Genomic DNA, 19,737 nt, shown 5'->3' with positions numbered 1-19,737 from the left:
CCTACTCTCTGTCCTTAGAATCCGAACGGCCCCACTGGGAGCGGCACTGAGAGCAAGACGCCGAAGGCAATGTAGAACGCGATCGGGGATAGGACGGCGTACGCGAGACTCGCGCGCCATGACCGGCCGGCCACCCAACGCACCGTAACCAGCATGAACAACCCCATGGAGATGACCATCCCGAGGTAGGAGAAGAGCAACACGACCGCGGCCGTGCTGACCAGGAAGATCAGCCACGGCTTGCGGGCCTCGGCTGCCGGGATGATCTGGTTCGGGGCCGGCTCGTCGGTTGCCGGCTCACTTGGGGTCGCCGGCTGCCGGTCCGCTTGCCAGATGCTCCGAACCAGGACCGCCGAGAGGATGACCAGCACCACGCCCAGCCACAGCGGGAAGAATCCGGGGCCGACGCCGAATTCGGCGCGATACGGCAGTTGGCGCGCGAGGCCGATGGCAGCGATCCCCAGCGCCGCCACCGCGATCGCTGCGATGTATTCCGCCAGCCGCATGAGCTACCCCTAATTCGATCCGAGACCCATCTCCTCGATGAGTTCCTTGACGGTTGCGGACTCTTCGTCCATCGCCTTCCGGTAGTCCTCAGGCCCCAGATACCCGGAGCGCAGCATGTTGGCCTCGATGAATTCGGTCTGCCAGGCCTCCGATTCGGAGAGCTGGCGGAAGATCTCCGCCCAGAACTCGACCGCTGCAGGGTCCATGTCCGGTGGCCCGAGGATCCCGCGCGTCTGCTCGTAGATCGCGTTGATGCCCTTCTCCTTCAGGGTCGGTACGTCAGGAAGCTGGCCAAGCCGTTCGGGGCCGGCGACCGCCAGGGCGCGGATTTCACCGGCCTCGATCTGCCCGAGCACCTCGTTGGGGTTGGCCGAGGCGACATCGATATGACCGCCGAGCAACGCCGCCTGGACCTCGCCGCCGCTGTCGAAGCTGATGTAGTTGAGCTGGACGTCGGCTTCCTTCTCGATCTGCGCCAGCAGCAGACTGTCCTCTCCGCCGAGGCCCGTGCCACCCCAACTCACGCCATCCGGCGTCTCCTTCGCGGCATTGATCAGATCCTCGATCGTCTGGAAGGGTGAGTCGGCCCGGACGATGATGAGCAGTTGGTCGAGCGCCAGCCTCGCGATCGGGGTGAAATCTCGGTAGGTGATGTCCGTATCGAGCACGAACTCGTTGGTGATGATGCCGGAGGTCATCGTCATGATCGTGTAGTTGTCGCCCTTCTTACCGGCGACGTACGTCTGACCGACGGTGCCGCTGCCTCCCTCGCGGTTCACCACGTTGATGGTCTTGGTGAAGATCCCCTCGCGTTGGAGAATCGCTGTGATGGTCCGGGCCATGTTGTCCGAGCCGCCGCCTGGGGCGTATGGGACGACAAGCTCGATGGCCTTGTCGGGGTAGTCGTCCGGAATGCCACGGGCCTGTCCGGCGGCCGTGCCGCATGCCGCCAGCGTTATCGACGCTATCAGGGTTACGGCAACCAGCAACCTCCAGCCGCCCCCGCTCGGTTTACGATCACGCTCCATCTCCGCATCCCCCAATCGGTGTCCCACCGCTGACACCTCCGGCGGTCCGCGCTTCGTCGGTACCCCGGCCGACTCACGGGAACTGAGCAAGCAGCGACAGCGCAAGCTAGTAGCTGCCGCTAACACATGTTCGGTATAGCGTGATAGCTCGTACACCGTTATTTGTCTCGCGCTTGTTGTCACTGTAGAGGAATCATTGGCGGGCGTCAAGTCCGGCCTGTATCCATCGGTCGGGGATCACGGCGGCCTTGCTTCTCTGAGAGGCGTGACCACCACCAAGATTGAGGTTGCGTCACCGTATCCTCGGTATTGACGCCTGTCTCTGGTCGCTGGTAAAGTGAGCGATGCGCAAGTAGTGAAGCGAATGTTTCCATCATGGGTGGGCTGACGCGTGGTACGCCCGATTCTGTCGGTTCTCCAGGTTTTCCCCACACCTGACTGTTATCGACGGTTGCCCTCTCGTGCTACGCAGCGTCGCGTGCCCCCGGCGGACTCGACGCGAGTCTGTACCGAGCAAAGCAACCTCGGGCACGTGACGCGGCGCCGGCAGGTATAGACTATGCGGGGCCGGGGGCTCGGGAACACACCAGGCCAATTTCGGGCGTGACGGTGGCTGTGGAAGGAGTTTGACGTGCCGGAGCAGGAACGATCTCAGCCGATGCCGCTGGCGGGGGTGCGTGTACTGGACCTGGGGCGGCACCAGGCGGGGCCGACCTGCGCCATGTGGCTCGGCGACCTCGGTGCCGATGTGATCAAGATCGAGAACCCGGATCGCGGCGAGGACGGCCGGGCCTCGGGACCACCGTTCTTCCACGGCGAGAGCGCCTTCTTCCTCTCAGCCAACCGCAACAAGCGCTCGCTTGCGCTGGACATCAAGCGTCCGGAGGGGCAGGAGATCTTCCGCCGCCTGGCGGCGGAGGCCGACGTGGTCATCGAGAACTTCCGCCCGGGGGTGATGGACGCCCTCAACATCGGCTACGCGCGCGTCTCGGCGCTCAACCCGCGCATCATCTACTGCTCGATCTCCGGCTTCGGGGCCGACGGCCCCTACGCCGACCGCCCCGGTCTGGACCAGATCATCCAGGGCGTCTCGGGGCTGATGAGCGTCACCGGCTTCGAGGGGGGCGAGCCGGTGCGCGTGGGTATCCCCATCGCCGACCTGGTGACCGGCCTCTTCGGCGCCTACGGCGTCCTGGCGGCGCTCCAGGCGCGGGAGCGCACCGGTCGCGGTCAGCACATCCAGACCTCGCTGCTGGAGTGCATGGTCGGGCTGATGTCGTTCCAGGCGGTGCGTTACCTCAATGGCGCCGGCACCCCGCCGCCGGCCGGGAACCACCACCCGATCAACGCGCCGTACGGGGTCTTCCGGGCCAAGGACGGCTACCTCACGCTGGGAGCGACCGGGGAGAAGCGCTGGCGGAAGCTGTGCGAGATCCTCGGCACCGAGGAGTGGCTGACCGATCCGCGCTTTGCCACCAATGGGGCGCGCCACGAGAACCGCCTGCTGCTGGCGGACCTGATCAGCGAGAAGCTGCAGGCGCGGACCGCGGACGAGTGGGAGCGCATCTTCAACGAGGCGGGGATCCCCTGCGGGCCGATCTACCGGGTTGACCAGGCGCTGGAGCACCCGCAGGTGCGGCACCGGGAGATGGTGGTCGAGCGCGCGCACCCGACGATGGGGACGGTGCGGCTGCTGGGGGTTCCGGTCAAGTTCAGTGAGACGCCGGCGGGGCTGCACCGGGTGCCGCCGCTCTTCGCCGAGCACACCGACGAGATCCTCCGCGAAATCGGCATCTCCGACGACGAGATTGAGCGCCTGCGGGAGGCCGGGATTGTGCGCTCCGGCCCAGCAACTCCGGGCACAGAGGAGCCGTAGGCGCGTGGTTGGGGCCCGGGGGTAAACCCCCGGGCTGACAACGGAAAGCCAGCTAAAGCCGACTGGAGCAGAGCGGGATCGACCCCCAGGTGATAAGGTTCCCGCCGCCCGGTTCGTGCCCGGGGCTAAAGCCGCCGGGCTAAATAGATGGGTAAGCCCACTGAAGGGGCTGTGATGGCTACCATCAGGCGTATCCGGTCCGGTCTTCCACCGGGGACCGCGTCTCTAGCCCCTTCAGTGGGCTTCGCGTTCTCAGCCCGGGAGTCTACCCCCGGGCACGCGACGGGTGGTGAACACCCTATCATCCGGATGTGAGCCCCCATGTCCCCAGCCCGCTTTAGCGGGCTTTCATTGTGAGCCCGGGGGTTTACCCCCGGGCACGTGCCACCGCGCGACACCCCTCGCGTCACCCATCTCGCGTCCCGATGACGGTACGAAACCAACCGTAGCGCAGCATCATGCCGCGCGCTACCAAAGCCGCGGCTCAGGCCGCCGCACGCCAAATCGTTCCGCCGGCCCGCTTCGCCGGGCGATGGACCTCACCCCTCGCTCGTCTCGACTGAGGCGGCGTGCTCGGGCGCGGGGGGTATGGCCGATGCTCGCAGCACGTCGCGGTACTGCTCGCGCAGGGCGGACTTGAGGAACTTGCCGGTCGAGGTGCGTGGGATCTCGTCGACGAACAGGACGGCGTCCGGCAGCCACCACTTGGCGAAGTGCGGTGCGAGGTGGGCCAGCAACTCCGTCTCAGTGGCGGTGTGCCCTTCCTTGAGCACGACCACTGCTACCGGCCGCTCCAGCCATTTCGGATGGGCTGCTGCGATCACCGCCGCCTCGGCCACGGCCGGGTGGGCCATCAGCGCGTTCTCCAGCGCGATGGAGCTGATCCATTCCCCGCCCGACTTGATTACGTCTTTGGTTCGGTCGGTGATCTCGATGTAGCCCAGCGGGTCGATGGTCACGATGTCGCCGGTGCGGAACCAGCCGTCGTTGGTGAACTGGGTGTCGCCCTCCGGGTTGTTGTAGTAGGCGCGGGCGACTGCCGGGCCGCGTACCTCCAGCTCGCCCATGGTCTTCCCGTCCCAAGGCACCAGCCCCTCGGGGCCACGGGCGCGGATCTCCACCAGCGGGAGCGGCCGGCCCTGTTTGGCGCGGTAGCGGTACTGCTCCTCGGCCGGCGCATCGCGGCGGCTGCTCGGTACGTAGGTGATGGTCCCCAGCGGGCTCATCTCGGTCATGCCCCAGGCGTGGACCACGTCGATCCCGTGTCGCTCCTGGTAGGCACGGATCATCCCCTCCGGCGCTGCCTGTCCGCCGACGATCATGCGGGCCAGGCTGGAGACGTCGTGTGCGCCTGGATTCTGGTCGAGGTGCTGCAGCACCCCGAGCCAGACGGTGGGCACCCCGGCGGTGATGGTCACCCGCTCGCGTTCGATCAGGTCGATCAAGCTGGGCGGGTTGAGGAAGGGGCCGGGCAGCACTTGCTTGGCTCCGACCAGGGTTCCGGTGAAGGGCAGGCCCCAGGCATTGACATGGAACATCGGCACGACCGGCATGACCGCGTCCGCCTCGCGCAGTCCGACCGCGTCGGCGGTGGCGCTGACCAGCGAGTGGAGCACGATGGCGCGGTGGGAGTAGAGCACCCCCTTGGCCCGGCCGGTCGTGCCCGAGGAGTAACACATCGCCGCGGCCTGCTGCTCGCGGATCTCCGGCGGGACGAACCCCTCCGGGTCGGCTGACGCCAGCAGGTTCTCGTACGCGATCGCGCCCTCGGGCAGCGGGCCGTCGCCGATGACGATCAGGTGCTCCACGGCCACCTTCGGCCAGATCTTCTCGAAGATCGGCAGCAGGACGGCGTCAACCAGGATGGCGCGGTCCTCGGCGTGGGTGATGATGGCAGCCACGTCGTCGGGGTGTAGCCGGAGGTTGAGGGTGTGGAGCACACCGCCGAAAAGCGGGATGCCGAAGTAGGCCTCCAGGTGCTGGTGGTGGTTCCAGCAGAAGGTGCCGACCCGGTCGCCGGGGCGCAGGCCGAGTGCGGTCAGCGCCGCAGCCAGCCGCCGCGCGCGCCGGGCCATATCGGCGTAGGTGTAGCGGTGGAGGCTGCGGTCCGGCTGCCGGCTGACGATCTCTCTGTCCCCGAAGATCGTCTCGGCGCGGCGCAGGATGGTTGGGAGGATCAGCGGGAAGTCCATCATCAGGCCGTCCATGCGAACCTCCTTCGTCGTCCGTCGTCGGCCGGGTTGCCGGTAGCGAGGGGAGGGGTGGTGCGTGTGCGTCTCCAGTCCGTGGATTGTTGCCCGATGATGCTTCCATTCTGTACCGGATTTCCGGCAAGGGCAACCAGAAGGCGCGATGCTTGCGCGCTGTATCCGGGCCGAGAAGCGTGCGAGATGGGCTCGGGGATGGCGGTTGTGTGCAATCCGTGGCGAGCGCGATGGGAAGGAGGGACACAGAGGGGATGCCGCCGGGTTCGCCAAGAATGGCGGATGGAGGTAATACCGGGCATTGTGTGACTGGGATCGGTGCCGCCTCTCACGACGGAGGTGCGGAAACGGAGCCAGGACTGCGTTGACGTTTGTGTGGGCCTATGCTACGATGCAGATACTCGCAAATCTCAGGATAGGTCCGCGTCTCTGTCAATTGTGCACAGATGCGCGGGTATTGGTGTCTCGGAACGTGACGTAGTTCGAGGAGGTTCCAGTGGCGAAGGAGATCCTCTGCGCCTACGGCGTTGACGTGGATGCAGTTGCCGGCTGGCTCGGCTCCTATGGCGGCGAGGACTCACCCTGCGACATCACGCGCGGTCTGTTCGCTGGTGAGATCGGTAGCCCCCGGTTGTTGAAGCTGTTCCACAAGTACGGTATCCGGACCACCTGGTTCATCCCTGGCCACTCGATCGAGACGTTCCCCAAGCAGATGAAGATGGTGGCGGACGCGGGACACGAGATCGGCCTCCACGGCTACTCGCATGAGAACCCGATCGCCATGACGCCGGAGCAGGAAGAGGCGGTCCTGGTCCGCTGTATCGAGTTGATCGAGCAGTTCTCCGGGCGGCGACCGGTCGGCTACGTGGCTCCCTGGTGGGAGTTGAGCCCGGCGACGGTCGGCCTCCTTTTGAAGCACGGCATTAAGTACGACCACAGCCGCATGGACAACGACTTCCACCCGTTCTACGCCCGGGTTGGGGACTCCTGGACCAAGATCGACTACTCCCAGCCGGCCGAGGCGTGGATGAAGCCGCTGGTGCGCGGCGAGGAGACCGACCTGATCGAGATCCCGGCCAACTGGTACCTTGACGATCTCCCGCCCATGATGTTCGTCAAGAAGTCTCCCAACAGCTACGGGTTCGAAAACCCGCGCAACATCGAGCAACTGTGGCGGGACCAGTTCGACTGGGTGTACCGGGAGTACGACTACGCCGTCTTCGCCATGACGATCCACCCGGACGTCAGCGGCCGGCCGCAGGTGTTGCTGATGCACGAGCGGCTGATCTCCTACATCAACCAGCATCCGGGAGTCCGCTGGGTGACCTTCGAGGAGATCGCCGACGACTTCGCCCAGCGCTACCCGCGCACCGGCAGCGCCCGGCCGGAGAGCGTCATCGAGGAGTGGGTCGCTGACTAGCGTGTCGTCCGCACGGGGGCGCGCCCGACGTGGGACGGGACTCGGGCATTCGCCCACTCCACAGGTGTCGGGCAGCGTCCCTGTCGCAGACCACGAGGTTCGTACTGCCTTATCCCAAAGAGATTAGGAGCGTGGCCGCCGGGCACGCGGACCCGGCGGCCACGCCCGGTTGAACGGAGTGGCCCGACGTGTGTGTCCTGTGTGGAGTGCTCTGGACCGAAGATCACTGGTCCGAAGTCGGTGCCGACGAGATTCCGGATCAGCCTGATGGCACCGTCGTCATGGAGGTCCACATGGCGCGGCGCGGGCAGCGGCTGCGGGATCGGGCGCGCCGGGCGCGCATGGCGAGCACGGCGCTGCGGGCCTGGGGCATCACCCTTCAGGACTGGGAGGGGAGCAGCTACATCGTGCGCGACCGGAAGGGGAATTCGGCCGTCGTGCCGGACCTGGCCCAGGTGTGGGAGGCCGCCGAGGACATGCTTGGGGCCCCGCTCGACCCCCTCGATCCCAACCTGCTGGCTGCCCTGCGGCGCGGTGCGTAAGCCTGGAGAGGCCTGTCGCCTGTGAGTGTCGAGAACCGGATCCCGGTCCTCATCGTCTCCGGCTTCCTCGGGAGTGGCAAGACGACCCTGCTCCGTCGTTTCCTGCGCCACCCGCTGGCGGGAGAGGTGGCGATCATCGTCAACGAGTTTGGGGAGGTTGGCATCGATCACCACCTGATCCGCAAGACCGATGAGCGCACGGTCCTGCTCGACCACGGCTGTATCTGCTGCAGCATGCGTAGCGATCTCGCGCACGCGCTGCGAGAGCTTCTGAGCAAGCGCGACCGCGGTGCCATCCCGCGCTTCGACCGCGTCGTGATCGAGACGACCGGCCTGGCCGATCCGGTGCCGATTGTGCACACGATCGTGTCCGACCCGGTCGTGCGCAACCACTTCCGGGTCGAGCGCCTGGCGGTCACGCTCGACGCGGTCAGCGGACAGACGAATCTCGCAACTTACGGGGAAGCAGTGCGCCAGATCGCCGCGGCCGACGCGGTCATCCTGACGAAGCTGGACCTCGTCGAGGAGGAGGTCGTCGACGAGCTGCGGGCCACGCTGGCGGCGATCAACCCGAGCGCGATGGTGCTCGACAGCGCGTTCGGTCGCACCGACTTCGACCGGTTGCTGGCTGCCGGCGTGGCCGGGCTTGGGGCGCTGGAAGCGGTCAGCGCTGACGGCACGGGACCGGAACCGGCGCCGGTTGTCGCTCATGGAATGGGCGCCGTCGCGTCCCGCTGCATCGTGATCGACCGTCCCCTGGACTGGCATATGTTCGGCGTCTGGCTCACCATGCTGCTCCATCGCCACGGCAGCCGCATCCTGCGGATGAAGGGCTTCCTGAACGTGGGCGGCGAGGGTGGGCCGCTGGTGCTTGAAGGCGTGCAGCACGTCATCCACGCGCCGCGCCACCTGCGGGAGTGGCCCGACGACGACCGGCGTAGCCGCATCGTCGTCATCACGCGCGACCTTGATATCGATCTGATCGAGGAATCCTTGCACGCCTTCCAGAATGCGGCGCAGTCTGCGTAGCTCGCGGGAAGGAGCGACGATGTAGCGACACGCACGCGGTGAGACTAAGGCCTGTTGTCCTCGGATTCGATGATACCAGGGCTGAGGAGAAAGAACATGAAGCAACGGGGGTTCTCGCGTCGATCGTTCCTACAGTTAACCGCTGGAGCGCTCGGGGCCTCGCTCCTCGCCGCGTGCGGTTCGTCTGAGGCGAGCCAGCCTACCCAAACCGGATCGGGTGGGGGCGGTGCCCAGCCGACCACAGCCTCGGGCTCTCCGGCCCCGGCTGTCATCACCGGCGTCACCCTCCGCGTGGTGGGCACCGGGGTGACGCTGCTGGAGCCCATCCGCGAGCAGGCCGAGAAGGATCTCGGGATCAAGCTCGAATACGACGTAAACGATGGCCCTGCCGCGCAGCAGAAGGCAGCGACCCAGCCCCAGTCGTGGGATCTCTACGACCAGTGGTTCAACTCGGTGAAGATCGTCTGGGGATCCGGCAATGCCGCTCCCATCGATATCAACCGCATCCAGGAGTGGGACAAGATCTCACCGATGCCGAAAGAAGGGAAGCTGACGCCGGAAGCCAAGGAGGGGGATGGCGACGCGCCGTACCGCATCCTCTACGTTCAGCCCGACAACACGCTCGGCTCCATCCCGACCGAGCAGATCTCCATGCTCCCACTGACCTTCAATGTCGACTCGTTCGGCTACCGCAGTGATCTGGTCGACGAAGAGGACGTCGATTCCTGGGCGATCCTATTCAATCCGAAGTACAAGGGGAAGATCGGGCTCTACAGTGACCCCTCGACCGGGTTGATGGACCTCGCCCTCGGCGCACAGGCCGCTGGGTTAGCCACCTTCCAGAACATCGGCAACATGACCCGCGAGGAGATCGACACAATCATGGAGATCTTGATCGAGCAGAAGCGGGCGGGTCAGTTCCGTGCTTTCTGGAACTCGTTCGACGAGTCGGTCAACCTCATGGCCAGCGGTGAAGTGGTCGTTGAGAGCATGTGGTCGCCGGCCGTGACCGCGCTCCAGGTGCGCGACGTACCGGTCGTCTACGCCAGCCCGAAGGAGGGCTATCGCGGCTGGTACGGTGGGATGATGCTCAACAAGAACGCGTCGGACAAGGTCCTCGACGCTTGCTATGAGTACCTCAACTGGTGGCTCAACGGCTGGGCTGGCGCAGTCGTTGCCCGGCAGGGCTACTACTTCTGCATCCCGGAGAATGTGAAACGTCACCTCTCCCAGGCTGACTGGGACTATTGGTACGACGGCAAGCCGGCCGCCGAGGATCTCCTGGATCCCTTTGGCTCTGTCGTCGCCAAGGCGGGCTCGGTTCGCGACGGTGGCGATCTCGTGACGCGGGTATCCAACATTGCCGTGTGGAACTCGGTCATGGACGAGCACCAGTACCTCGTGACCAAGTGGAACGAGTTCCTGGCTTCGTAGGACCTGCGCTGGCCGGTGCGCTGGGGGAACCTGGCGCACCGGCTGCGGTTCCCAGCCTAGGTGCGCAACTCGTGCGAGCGTGAGGAGCACGGAACAGTGGCGATCCTGGCTCAGGATGAGCGTCCCTCGGAGGAGGGAGTGGCGGCCGGCGGCCAGCGGGGGACGGTGGTACTCCGCGGCGTCACGAAGCGCTTCGGCGCGACCACGGCCGTCGATCACATCGATCTGACAATTCCCGGTGGCAGCTACGTCGTCCTGCTCGGCCCATCCGGCTGCGGCAAGACGACCCTCCTGCGGATGATCGGTGGCCACGAGATGGCCGACGCAGGCGATATCCTGCTCGACGGAGTGCGGCTCAACGACGTCCCTGCTGCCCAGCGCGACATCTCGACCGTCTTCCAGCACTACGCTCTCTTTCCGCATAAGACGGTGGCGGAGAACGTCGAGTTCGGCTTGAAGATGCGAGGCCTTCCCCCGGCGGAGCGAGAGCAGCGGGTTTCCGAGGCCCTGGAATTCATGGACCTCTCCAACCTGCGCGATCGGTTCCCGAAGCAACTCTCCGGAGGGCAGCAGCAGCGCGTCGCGCTGGCGCGTGCCCTGGTTACCCAGCCGACGGTGCTCCTGCTCGACGAGCCACTGGGAGACCTGGACCGGCTCCTCCAGCTCCGGATGCGGGTCGAGCTCCGCACGCTCCAGCGCCGCTTGCGGATCTCCTTCATTCACGTGACGCACAACCAGGAAGAGGCGTTGGCGATCGCCGACCAGATCGTGGTCATGGAGAACGGGCAGATCAAGCAGGTCGGCTCGCCGCAGGACGTGTACCGCCGCCCCAGCAACCTGTTCACCGCCAGCTTCATGGGGGACAACAACATCCTGGCCGGGCGTGTTCTCAGCATAGATGGCGACGTTGTCGAGGTCGTGTGTGATGGCCTGCGGCTGCGGACCAGTGGCGTACCGCACCCCTTGACGGTCGATCAGCCCGTCCACGCTTCGATCCGGGCGGCCACGGTGCGCGTGCGCCCGGAAGCGACCGCCGCCATGGATCTTCCACCCAATTGCGTGGCGGCGCGGGCCACCTTCATCGAGTACCTGGGTGACATCGTCAAGCTGCACTGCCAGACCGCGAGCGGCCTGTCGCTGATCGCCAAGCTCCCGGAGAGCGACACGAGTTGGCAGCACATCCGGGAGGACGAAACCGACTTGGTGTTGTATTGGGATGATGCTGATGTCCAGCTACTCACTGCCTGAGGCCGCGCCGGTGCCGGCGCTCGGCCGACGGCGACTGACCGCCAATCTGTCGTGGGCACTGCTGTTGAGCCTGCCTCTGCTGTGGCTGCTCGTGTTCCTGTTCGTGCCGGTGCTGGTGGTGCTCGTCGTCAGCTTCTTCCAGCCGACTCTGTCCGGCTTCGAGCAGTCGTTCACCCTCGACAACTACCGGCTCCTGCTAACGTCCGGTCCGTTCTTCAGCACACTCGTCAATACCGTGCTAAGCGCGCTCATCACGACCGTCGTGACCTTCCTCGCCGGGTTCTGGGTCGCCTACTACCTTGCGCTCGTCGTGCCAAACCTGCGATCCCGCTTCGCGCTCTTTATCATCGCACTGGCTCCCTTTTTCACCAGCTTCCTTATCCGTGCAGTCGCTTGGATCCCCATGATGGGGCGCGAGGGAGTCCTCAACTCGGCGCTGCTTTCGCTCGGCATCATCTCCGCGCCGCTCGACTTCCTGCTCTTCTCCAACTTCGCCGTCCGGGTGGCTATGGCCCAGTTGTACTTGCTCTTCATGATCTCGCCGATCTTCTTCTCGCTGTCGACCATTGAGCCGGCGGTGCTGGAGGCGGCAAGCGATATGGGCGCTCGCTGGTGGAACATCCTGTGGGAGATCCTCCTGCCGCTGGCCCGGCCCGGCATCGTGATCGGCGCCGTCTTCGTCTTCGTCCTCAGCATGGGCGACTTCGCGACCGTCCGGCTGATCGGTGGTGGCGCTTCTACCTCCGTCGGGCTGTCGATCCAGAACTTCGTGACATACATGCAGTTTCCCCAGGCGGCTGCGGCGGCCAGCATCCTCGTCCTGGTGACGGTTCTGGGCGTCGTGCTGCTCCTGCGCTGGGGGGCAATCGGGGAGGACCTGTGATGCGCGCGCGCGGCCGCTGGTTCGACCGGTTCCTCGGTCTCTACTTCGTTATCATCCTCCTGTTCCTCTACGGGCCGATCCTGGTGATGGCGGTCCTCTCCCTCCAGGGGCCGCAGGGGGGAATGACCTTCCCCATGCGCGGCTTCGGGTTCCACTGGTGGACGCGATTGTTCCAGGTGCGCGCCTCCGAACTACAGGAGGCCATCCTGCGCTCCTTGCTGGTGGCGGTTGAGACCGGTGTGATCGCCGCCGTCTTCAGCGTGGTTATCGCCTTCGCCTACCGGAGGCGACTCCCAGGATCGTCGGCGCTCCTCCCCATGGTGCTGCTCGCCCTCATGACGCCGGGCATCCTGCTCGGCCTCGGCATGAGCCTGTGGTGGCGCATCCTCAACTTCCAGCCCGGCCACCTGGCGCTCCTCGGAGTGCATGTGGTGTGGGCGCTGCCCTTCGCGTTCCTGGTGATGATTGCCGTACTCAACCGCTTCGACCCGCGCGTGGAGGAGTCGGCCCGCGACCTCGGCGCCAGCGAGTCCCGAACCTTCTTCGAGGTCGTGCTGCCGATCATCTGGCCGGGAATCTTGAGTGCCGCGCTCTTCGGCTTCACCCTGTCCCTGAACGAATTCGAGCGCAGCGTTCTGGTGACGTCCGACAACACCTTGCCGCTGCAACTCTGGGCGATGCTGACGGTGCAGATCATCGAGCCGGACCTCTACGCGCTCGGGACACTGACGATCCTGATCACCTTTGTGATCGTGGCCGCGCTCTTCATTCCGACGGTGATCGGCCAGTTCCGCCGGTTGGGCGGGCGCGCGGAGGCTGGCGAGGAGTAATCCGATGCGGTAGGTCCGCGCGGCGACGTGCACACGGAGTGAAGATCGACAGGAGCGAGTATGCCGGTTGTCCAGATTGTGACCACGGGAGGGACGATCGCCAGCCGCATTGACCCGGCGAGCGGCGCGGCTGTGCCGGTGGTGAAGGCAGACGAGCTGGTGGCTCAGGTTCCGGTGTTGTCCGAGATCGCCGAGATCCGCGTGACCGAGTTCTCCCTGGTCGGCAGTTGGAACATGACTCCCGCGCGGATGGCCGCGCTGGCGCGCACGGTTCGTGACCTGCTGGCCGAGCCGGAGACGGCGGGCGTCGTGATCACGCACGGGACCGACACGATGGAGGAGTCGGCCTTCGCCCTCAGTCTCCTGCTCGGTTCGGAGGGGCCGGTGGTCTTCACCGGCGCCATGCTGAATGCCAGCGAACCGGGGTTCGACGGGCCGCGCAACCTCGTAGCAGCGGTCCGGGTCGCGGCCGACCCGGCGGCGCGGCAGCTCGGCACCGTCGTGGTCTTGAACAATGAGATCCACGCGGCGCGCGACGTGACCAAGAGCCACACCACGGCGCTCGACACCTTCATCTCACCCGGGCTCGGCCCGCTCGGGATCGTCGACGACCGCGGCGTCTGGCTGCGCCGGCAGCCGACGCAGGCGCCGCCTCCGCTGCCGCTGGTCGATCCTGTCCCGGGTGTCTACCTGATCAAGATGGCCGCTGGGATGGAAGACCTGCTGCTGCGTGCCGCGCTGCAGGGGCAGGCCCGCGGGGTGGTCGTCGAGGCCTCGGGGACCGGCAACGTGTACGAGCCGTGGGAGGACGCGATCGCCGACTTGCTCGCAGCCGGCATCCCGGTGGTGGTCGTCTCCCGCTGCCCCGGCGGCCGGGTGACGTTCACCTACGGCGGCCGAGGCGGCGGTAAGTCGCTCGAGGCGCTGGGTGTGATCTCGGGCGGTGACCTCTCCGGCCCGAAGGCGCGGCTCGCGCTGATGTTCGCGCTGGGCGCCGGCTGGGATCTGGAGCGCGTGCGTGCCTATTTCGCCCAACTGACCGGCGACTAGTGCGCTACGGCATCTTGCGCACGGCCGGCAGGAGGCGGCTGGCGGCGACAGAGAAGGCGAGGACCACCCCGGCGCCGATGGCGACGGCCAGGGGCACCGTGATGCGCGCCCCGACGCTCCCGGTCACCATCTGCCCCAGCGGCATGAGGCCCATCGGGATCAGCGTGTAGGCCGACATCACCCGGCCGCGCATGTCGCCCGGCACGGTGAGCTGCAGCAGCGTGTTGGTCAGGCCCATGTTGAGCGTCTGCGTCGCACCGATCACCATCAGCAGTGGGATCGACGTGACCAGCCACCGAGAGCCGGTGAACAGGAGCAGGCTGGCGCCGAACAGCGCGGTGACCACGAGCAGCAGCGACCCCTTGCGCCTCGTCCCCCCAAGTGGGGCGACGGCGATGGCGCCGATCAGTGCGCCGATCCCGTTGACGGCCATCAGGGCGCCGTAGCCGCCCGCGCCGACCCGTAGGACATCCTGGGCGAAGACGGGCATGAACTGCAGGTACGGCCGGCCGAAGAAGGTCGGCACGCCGATCGCCAGCATCAGACCCCAGATGCGACGGTCGCTCCGGATATAGCGCAGCCCGGCGACGAGGTTCTGCAGGATCGACTCGCGCATGTCGCCTTTCGGCGGCTGCGCCGGCATGCGGTACACCACCGCGAGGACCGCCAGGTAACTCACGCCGTTGAGCAGGAAGGCCCCTGCCGTGCCGATGGCTGCAACGAGCAGGCCGGCGAGCGCCGGGCCGACCACCGCCGCCCCGTTCCAGGCAGCCGAGTTGAGCCCCACCGCACTGGCGATGTTCTCCTTGCCGACCAGATCCGGCACCAGCGCCTGCCGCGTCGGGTTGTCGATCGCCATGACCACGGCGCTGAGGAAGGCGATGAGGAGGATGTGCCAGATGGCCACGGCCCCGAAGGCGTCGAGGAGGCCGAGGGTCAGTGCCAGAATTCCCGCGGCCGCTTGTGTGACCAGAAGCACCTGGCGGCGGTCCAGCCGGTCTGCCAGCACCCCGCCGAACAGAGTGATCGACAGCGCGGGGACGGCTCGCATCAAGCCGACCAACCCGAGGTAGAAGGCCGAGTTGGTCAGCTCCAGGATCAGCCAGCCCTGGGCCACGTACTGCATCCAACTGCCGATGTTGGAGACGATGCTGGCCAGCCAGAAGTTGCGGTACACGGGGACGGCGAGCGCGCCAGCTCCCCGAAGCGGGGTGGTGCGACCCAGCGTTAGCCGGGTGGCGAATCCAGTGATCGCACTCAGGCGGCGCTGCTTCCGTGCCCGCTCCCGAGTCTTCTCCGATCGTTCTCGCTGGTCTCGGGTCTCGGTGCCTGTGTCGGTGTCCGTAACGATCCCCTCCCCTCTGGGTGTTCGATGCGAGGTCGGTCACTCGTGCGAGAACCGCGCCTGGATGGCTGCCAGGAGATCGCGCAGCCGCGGGTCGGTGACCGCCTCCTGCGTGCCGATCCGGAACGACTCGATGATCAGGTCGGGTTGGACGGCACGGTACTCAAGCGCCTGGAGCCAGGTCTCCAGCTTGTCTGCCTGGCGCACCAGCCGGGCCTCGGGCGTCGCGCCTGCTTCGTATTCTTCCCAGGCGCCCACGATGAGATCCGCCAGCCGCGGCGGCAGCCGCTCCGTCATCTGCCGGATAGCCGCCTCCTCCGCTGCGCGCTTGGCCCGGTCTGCCTCCTCTGAGTAGACGGGAGGCTGACGGAAGATCTCCTCCGGCGCGGCGTCGGGCGAGGCCAGAGCGTGGTCGAACGGGGTCGCGTCCCCGGCGATGGCCTCCGGCAAGTCGTGGACCAGCGCCAGCGTCAGCGCTCGGGTCAGGTTGATCGCGGGATCGTCCGCAGCGAGGAGAAGGACCAGCAGTGCCACCCGGTAGCTGTGGTCGGCGACCGACTCCGGCTCCTCGACGCCGCGGTCGACCCAGCCCTGGCGGACCAGCCGCTTGAGCGCCCCTGCCTGTGCCAGCACGTCCAGGACTCCGTCCCACCGGTCGGTCATCGTGCGCGTCCGCCCTCCCCAGCGTCGCCCGGTTCCACGCTCGGCCTGCGCACAGCCTGCCGCCGCACTAGTCCCGGGCGCGGGTAGTGTTGCGCAGCGTACCGATGCCCTCGATCTCGACCTCGATCGTGTCGCCCGGCTTCATCGGCCCGACCCCTTCGGGGGTTCCGGTCATGATGACGTCGCCCGGCTCCAGCGTCATAACGTTGGAGATGAAGCTGACCAGGAAGGCGGGCGAGAAGATCATGTTGCTGGTGCGGCTGTTCTGACGCACCTCGCCGTTCAGCCGGGACTGGATGGCGAGGTCGTTCGGGTCGAGGTCGGTGGCGATCACCGGGCCGAGCGGGCAGAAGGTGTCGAATCCCTTGGCGCGCACCCACTGGCCGTCTTTGCGCTGATAGTCCCGGTGGCTGACGTCGTTGCCACACGTGTAGCCCAGCACGTAGTCGAGCGCCTGCGACTCCGGCACGCGGCTGGCGCGGCGGCCGATGACAATGCACAGCTCCGCTTCGTAGTCGATCCGGTCGCCCGGCGGCAGGAGAATCACCCCGCCGTGAGGCAGGAGCGCGCTGGTCGGCTTCATGAAGAGGACCGGCTCATCCGGCACCTGGCGGGTCGGATCGTTCTCCGTCACGTGGAGCGCGTAGTTGAGTCCCACGGCGACGATCTTCCCTGGCTGGACCGGGGTCAGCAGCTCTAGTTCTTCCAGCGGCCCCACCGCGTCCCCCCGCCGCAATGCACCGGGGTCGAAGAGGTTCCCCTCCGCGCGATACACGACCCCGTCCTCGACGATGCCAAGCCGGGGCTGCCCAGCCTCAACGAAGCGTGCGATCTTCATCCGTCCCTCCTCCGGCCGCGTAACACCCCTCGCGCCCGGCAACACCGGGCGTACCTGTTATCGTAACAGACCACTCCCGCGGTGCGACGGGGCCTGGCCTCGTGTTGCATAGGGGCTGTAGGAGTGGGATTGGTGGTGTGGAGATCTCCGGACTGTGGTATGGGCCCGGGGGTAAACCCCCGGGCTCACAACGCGAAGCCCGCTGAAGCGGGCTGGGGGACCGGGACTCACATCTCGGCGTCGGGTCTCGCCGCCCGACATGTGCCCGGGGCTAAAGCCACCGGGCTGAGAAGGCGAAGCCCACTAAAGGGGCTGGGGATGCGGTGTCCAGCCCGCGGCCGAACCGGAGACGCCTGGATGTCGCCATCACAGCCCCTTCAGTGGGCTTACCCATTACTCAGCCCGGGGGTTTACCCCCGGGCACGCGCCGACGCCGATGTTCCTCTCACCACACCCGTTTCCCTCGCCACCGTTTCCAGCCGGCTTTAGCCGGCTTATCGTGTGAGCCCGGCGCCTTTAGGCCCGGGCACATACCACGGTGCGGGATCCCCACGCCATCAACCCCGAACCCTGGGCACGTGCCACCGCCGTAGCCCCGTCGCGGATTGTCAGATGCAATCAACCCCGGGAATGCGCCGCCGTAACTATGCTGATTGCGACCCGCCAAGCCCGCGCCGCTCCGTCACGGAACACGGAATACGCAACACGGAACACGCGGCACGCTACAAGAACAGCTTCTCCAACTGCTCGTCTTTCCCGGCGACGGTGAGTTCGTCCTCGGCGGTGAGCCGCTCGCTGCCGTGGGGGTTGACGATGACCTTGTCGCCGCGGCGCAGGAAGAGGGGGGTGACGCCGTAGCGGCTGCGTAGCTGCAGCTCGTCCAGGGTCTTGCCGGCGAAGGAGGCGACGGAGAGTTTCGCCAGGCCGTAGCCCGGGCCGACGTCGAAGTAGTCGCTGACCGAGAGTGGCATGGTCAGGCTGTGGGCCAAACGGGTGCCTGTCTCCGACTCGGGGTAGACGACCCGGTCGGCGCCGACCATCTTCAGGATCTCGCCGTGGAGTGGATTCTGGGCCTTGGCGACGACCCGCTTGATCCCCAGCCGGTTGAGCAACGTGGTTGCCAGGATGCTGGAGCGCTCGTCGGTGCCGATGGCGACCACGGCGACGTCGAAGTCCTGCGCGCCGAGTTTCCTGAGGACATCCTTGTCGGTCGCGTCGGCGATGATCGCATGCGTCACGTCGTCCGCGATGTCTTCGATCGCCCGCGCGTCGCGATCGATCGCGAGCACCTCGTGTCCGAGCCGCTCCAACTCCCGCGCCACCGCGCTACCAAATCGACCGACCCCGATCACCAAGACTTGTCGTCCCACGGCACCCCTCTCAGCCGATCTTCACGTTCTCACGCGCATAGCCGATGCCGCGCCGGGTCGGCCGCGCCGCCAGTGCCAGCGCCAGCGTCAGCGGTCCGAGGCGACCGGTGAACATTATCGCGATCAGGAACAGTCGCGAGCCGGGGCCGAGCTGGGGAGTGATCCCGGTCGAGAGGCCCACCGTGCCGAAGCCGGAGACCGTCTCGAAGGCGACATCGATGGCATCGAAGGGCTCGAACACCGTCAGCCCCAGAGCGACCAAGAAGACCACCGCGATGGCGAGGAGGACGACCGCGAGCGCCTGGTAGATCTGCCGGGGCGGGATTTCGCGCCCGAAGGCGACCACCGACTCCCGGCCGCTGATGGCGGCGAGGATGGCGAAGAAGAGGAGGCTGAAGGTCTGGACCTTGACCCCGCCCGCGGTCGAGCCGGACGCCCCGCCGATGAACATCAGGGCGATGGTGAACACCAGGCTCTGGTCCCGCATCTCGCCGATCGGGATGGCGTTGAAGCCGGCCGTGCGCGGCGTGACGCTCTGGAAGTACCCGTTGAGCAGCCGATCCCCCCAGGGGAGGTGGCCCAGCGTCGCCGGGTTGTTCCACTCCATGATCAGGTAGCCGACCATACCGACGGCCAGCAGCGCGGCCGTGGTGCTCAGGACGAGCTTGGTGTCGACGGTCAGGCGTCGCCAGGTGCGGCAGCGGAGCACGTCGGCCAGCGGCGTATAGCCGATTCCGCCGAGGGTGATCAGCACGGCCATGGTCAGGAGAATCCACGGGTCGCGCTGGAAGGGGATCATGCTCTGGAAGCCGCCGACGATGTCGAACCCTGCCTGGTTGAAGGCCGAGATCCCGTGGAACAGCCCCCACCACAGGGCACGCCCGGGCGGCATTTCTTGGGTGAAGCGCAGAAACAGCAGCAGTACCCCGACGGATTCGATGATCAGGGTCATCAGAGCGATACGGCGCAACAACCGCATCGCTCCGCCCGGTTCTGGTGTCCCCATCGTCAGGCCCAGCGCCATGCGATCCCGCAGCGTGGCGCGCCGTCCCACCAGCATCAGGAGCAGGGTAGATGTTGCCATGAAGCCGAGGCCGCCGATCTGGATGAGCGCGAGCACGACCGCCTGACCGAAGGCGTTCCAGTGGGTGCCGGTGTCGACCACCACCAGTCCCGTCACCGAGACTGCCGAGGTCGCGGTGAAGAGGGCGTCGATGAAGGGTGTCGAGCGGCCGCTCGTGGTGGCAATGGGGAGGGAGAGCAGGATCGCGCCGACGAGGATCACCCCGGCGAAGCCGAGCACCGGAACGAGCGCAGGCGGGCGGGGACGGCGCCGCGCCTTGGGCGCGGCGAGCGTGACGGCTTCGGGCCGGAGCACCGCGCGCCGCACGACCCGGTCGCCGGGCCGGCGCGTGTAGCGGGGTGGAGTCCCTGACCGGGGTTGTCCGGGATCGCTCACGCCTGAGCTCG

17 protein-coding genes are annotated in these 19,737 nt (G+C 66.7%); 9 read left to right on the top strand and 8 right to left on the bottom strand.

The genetic code is table 11. The annotated features are described in order from the left end of the window. Nucleotides 1-14 precede the first annotated feature (14 nt). Both STHE_RS15030 and STHE_RS15025 read right to left on the bottom strand, forming a co-directional pair. On the bottom strand, nucleotides 15-506 hold the full coding sequence (locus tag STHE_RS15030) for a tripartite tricarboxylate transporter TctB family protein (RefSeq protein WP_012873439.1): 492 nt from the start codon (nucleotides 504-506) through the stop codon (nucleotides 15-17). Between the two features lie 9 nt (nucleotides 507-515). Then, the gene (locus STHE_RS15025) at nucleotides 516-1,535 is read right to left on the bottom strand and encodes a Bug family tripartite tricarboxylate transporter substrate binding protein (RefSeq protein ID WP_148220120.1); all 1,020 of its coding nucleotides are present in this window, start codon (nucleotides 1,533-1,535) and stop codon (nucleotides 516-518) included. 631 nt (nucleotides 1,536-2,166) lie between these two features. Here STHE_RS15025 and STHE_RS15020 point away from each other — a divergent pair. Then, nucleotides 2,167-3,411: a CaiB/BaiF CoA transferase family protein gene (locus STHE_RS15020; RefSeq protein WP_012873437.1), complete on the top strand. Its 1,245-nt coding sequence runs from the start codon at nucleotides 2,167-2,169 to the stop codon at nucleotides 3,409-3,411. Between the two features lie 539 nt (nucleotides 3,412-3,950). On the opposite strand, the gene STHE_RS15015 is transcribed toward STHE_RS15020, so the two are convergent. Beyond that, nucleotides 3,951-5,618, bottom strand: a complete 1,668-nt coding sequence (locus STHE_RS15015) for a long-chain fatty acid--CoA ligase (RefSeq protein ID WP_012873436.1) — start codon at nucleotides 5,616-5,618, stop codon at nucleotides 3,951-3,953. A 493-nt stretch (nucleotides 5,619-6,111) separates the two neighbouring features. On the opposite strand from STHE_RS15015, the gene STHE_RS15010 reads away from it, so the two are divergent. The 8 genes from STHE_RS15010 to STHE_RS14975 all read left to right on the top strand — a co-directional run bounded on the left by STHE_RS15010 (nucleotide 6,112) and on the right by STHE_RS14975 (nucleotide 14,051). Further along, entirely contained in the window at nucleotides 6,112-7,035 is a 924-nt protein-coding gene (locus STHE_RS15010) for a polysaccharide deacetylase family protein (protein WP_012873435.1), read from the top strand. Between the two features lie 188 nt (nucleotides 7,036-7,223). Then, on the top strand, nucleotides 7,224-7,577 hold the full coding sequence (locus STHE_RS15005) for a hypothetical protein (protein ID WP_012873434.1): 354 nt from the start codon (nucleotides 7,224-7,226) through the stop codon (nucleotides 7,575-7,577). 21 nt (nucleotides 7,578-7,598) lie between these two features. Continuing rightward, nucleotides 7,599-8,606 carry a CobW family GTP-binding protein gene (locus STHE_RS15000; protein ID WP_012873433.1) on the top strand — a complete coding sequence of 336 codons (1,008 nt, stop codon included), beginning with the start codon at nucleotides 7,599-7,601 and terminating at the stop codon, nucleotides 8,604-8,606. Between the two features lie 96 nt (nucleotides 8,607-8,702). Continuing rightward, entirely contained in the window at nucleotides 8,703-10,040 is a 1,338-nt protein-coding gene (locus tag STHE_RS14995; RefSeq protein ID WP_012873432.1) for an ABC transporter substrate-binding protein, read from the top strand. A 96-nt stretch (nucleotides 10,041-10,136) separates the two neighbouring features. Next, entirely contained in the window at nucleotides 10,137-11,288 is a 1,152-nt protein-coding gene (locus tag STHE_RS14990; RefSeq protein WP_012873431.1) for an ABC transporter ATP-binding protein, read from the top strand. Further along, nucleotides 11,266-12,171 (top strand): ABC transporter permease, encoded by a 906-nt coding sequence (locus tag STHE_RS14985; protein ID WP_012873430.1) that lies wholly within the window; start codon nucleotides 11,266-11,268, stop codon nucleotides 12,169-12,171. The genes STHE_RS14990 and STHE_RS14985 overlap by 23 nt, the downstream gene beginning before the upstream one ends. Further along, nucleotides 12,171-13,001, top strand: coding sequence for an ABC transporter permease (locus tag STHE_RS14980; RefSeq protein ID WP_012873429.1), 831 nt, complete (start codon nucleotides 12,171-12,173; stop codon nucleotides 12,999-13,001). Before STHE_RS14985 ends, STHE_RS14980 begins: the two co-directional genes overlap by 1 nt. Nucleotides 13,002-13,061: 60 nt before the next feature. After that, nucleotides 13,062-14,051, top strand: a complete 990-nt coding sequence (locus STHE_RS14975) for an asparaginase (RefSeq protein ID WP_012873428.1) — start codon at nucleotides 13,062-13,064, stop codon at nucleotides 14,049-14,051. 4 nt (nucleotides 14,052-14,055) lie between these two features. On the opposite strand, the gene STHE_RS14970 is transcribed toward STHE_RS14975, so the two are convergent. The 5 genes from STHE_RS14970 to STHE_RS14950 all read right to left on the bottom strand — a co-directional run bounded on the left by STHE_RS14970 (nucleotide 14,056) and on the right by STHE_RS14950 (nucleotide 19,726). Continuing rightward, the gene (locus STHE_RS14970) at nucleotides 14,056-15,228 is read right to left on the bottom strand and encodes an MFS transporter (protein WP_012873427.1); all 1,173 of its coding nucleotides are present in this window, start codon (nucleotides 15,226-15,228) and stop codon (nucleotides 14,056-14,058) included. 207 nt (nucleotides 15,229-15,435) lie between these two features. Then, nucleotides 15,436-16,059 (bottom strand): HD domain-containing protein, encoded by a 624-nt coding sequence (locus tag STHE_RS14965; protein ID WP_012873426.1) that lies wholly within the window; start codon nucleotides 16,057-16,059, stop codon nucleotides 15,436-15,438. Between the two features lie 67 nt (nucleotides 16,060-16,126). Next, nucleotides 16,127-16,897 (bottom strand): fumarylacetoacetate hydrolase family protein, encoded by a 771-nt coding sequence (locus STHE_RS14960; protein ID WP_012873425.1) that lies wholly within the window; start codon nucleotides 16,895-16,897, stop codon nucleotides 16,127-16,129. A 722-nt stretch (nucleotides 16,898-17,619) separates the two neighbouring features. Next, on the bottom strand, nucleotides 17,620-18,267 hold the full coding sequence (locus STHE_RS14955; protein WP_012873424.1) for a potassium channel family protein: 648 nt from the start codon (nucleotides 18,265-18,267) through the stop codon (nucleotides 17,620-17,622). A gap of 10 nt (nucleotides 18,268-18,277) precedes the next feature. Next, entirely contained in the window at nucleotides 18,278-19,726 is a 1,449-nt protein-coding gene (locus tag STHE_RS14950) for a TrkH family potassium uptake protein (RefSeq protein WP_245534927.1), read from the bottom strand. Between the last annotated feature and the right edge of the window lie 11 nt (nucleotides 19,727-19,737).

Origin of the sequence: Sphaerobacter thermophilus DSM 20745, from assembly GCF_000024985.1 — a bacterium.
Lineage (GTDB): Bacteria > Chloroflexota > Chloroflexia > Thermomicrobiales > Thermomicrobiaceae > Sphaerobacter > Sphaerobacter thermophilus.
This window is presented reverse-complemented; position numbering and strand designations above follow the sequence as displayed.

Excerpts from the sequence above, each read along its gene's own strand:
- STHE_RS15030 (WP_012873439.1), bottom strand. The coding sequence starts at position 506 with ATGCGGCTGGCGGAATACATCGCAGCGATCGCGGTGGCGGCGCTGGGG.
- STHE_RS15025 (WP_148220120.1), bottom strand. The coding sequence starts at position 1,535 with ATGGAGCGTGATCGTAAACCGAGCGGGGGCGGCTGGAGGTTGCTGGTT.
- STHE_RS15015 (WP_012873436.1), bottom strand. The coding sequence starts at position 5,618 with ATGGACGGCCTGATGATGGACTTCCCGCTGATCCTCCCAACCATCCTG.
- STHE_RS14995 (WP_012873432.1), top strand. The coding sequence starts at position 8,703 with ATGAAGCAACGGGGGTTCTCGCGTCGATCGTTCCTACAGTTAACCGCT.
- STHE_RS14985 (WP_012873430.1), top strand. The coding sequence starts at position 11,266 with ATGTCCAGCTACTCACTGCCTGAGGCCGCGCCGGTGCCGGCGCTCGGC.
- STHE_RS14980 (WP_012873429.1), top strand. The coding sequence starts at position 12,171 with ATGCGCGCGCGCGGCCGCTGGTTCGACCGGTTCCTCGGTCTCTACTTC.
- STHE_RS14975 (WP_012873428.1), top strand. The coding sequence starts at position 13,062 with ATGCCGGTTGTCCAGATTGTGACCACGGGAGGGACGATCGCCAGCCGC.
- STHE_RS14965 (WP_012873426.1), bottom strand. The coding sequence starts at position 16,059 with ATGACCGACCGGTGGGACGGAGTCCTGGACGTGCTGGCACAGGCAGGG.
- STHE_RS14960 (WP_012873425.1), bottom strand. The coding sequence starts at position 16,897 with ATGAAGATCGCACGCTTCGTTGAGGCTGGGCAGCCCCGGCTTGGCATC.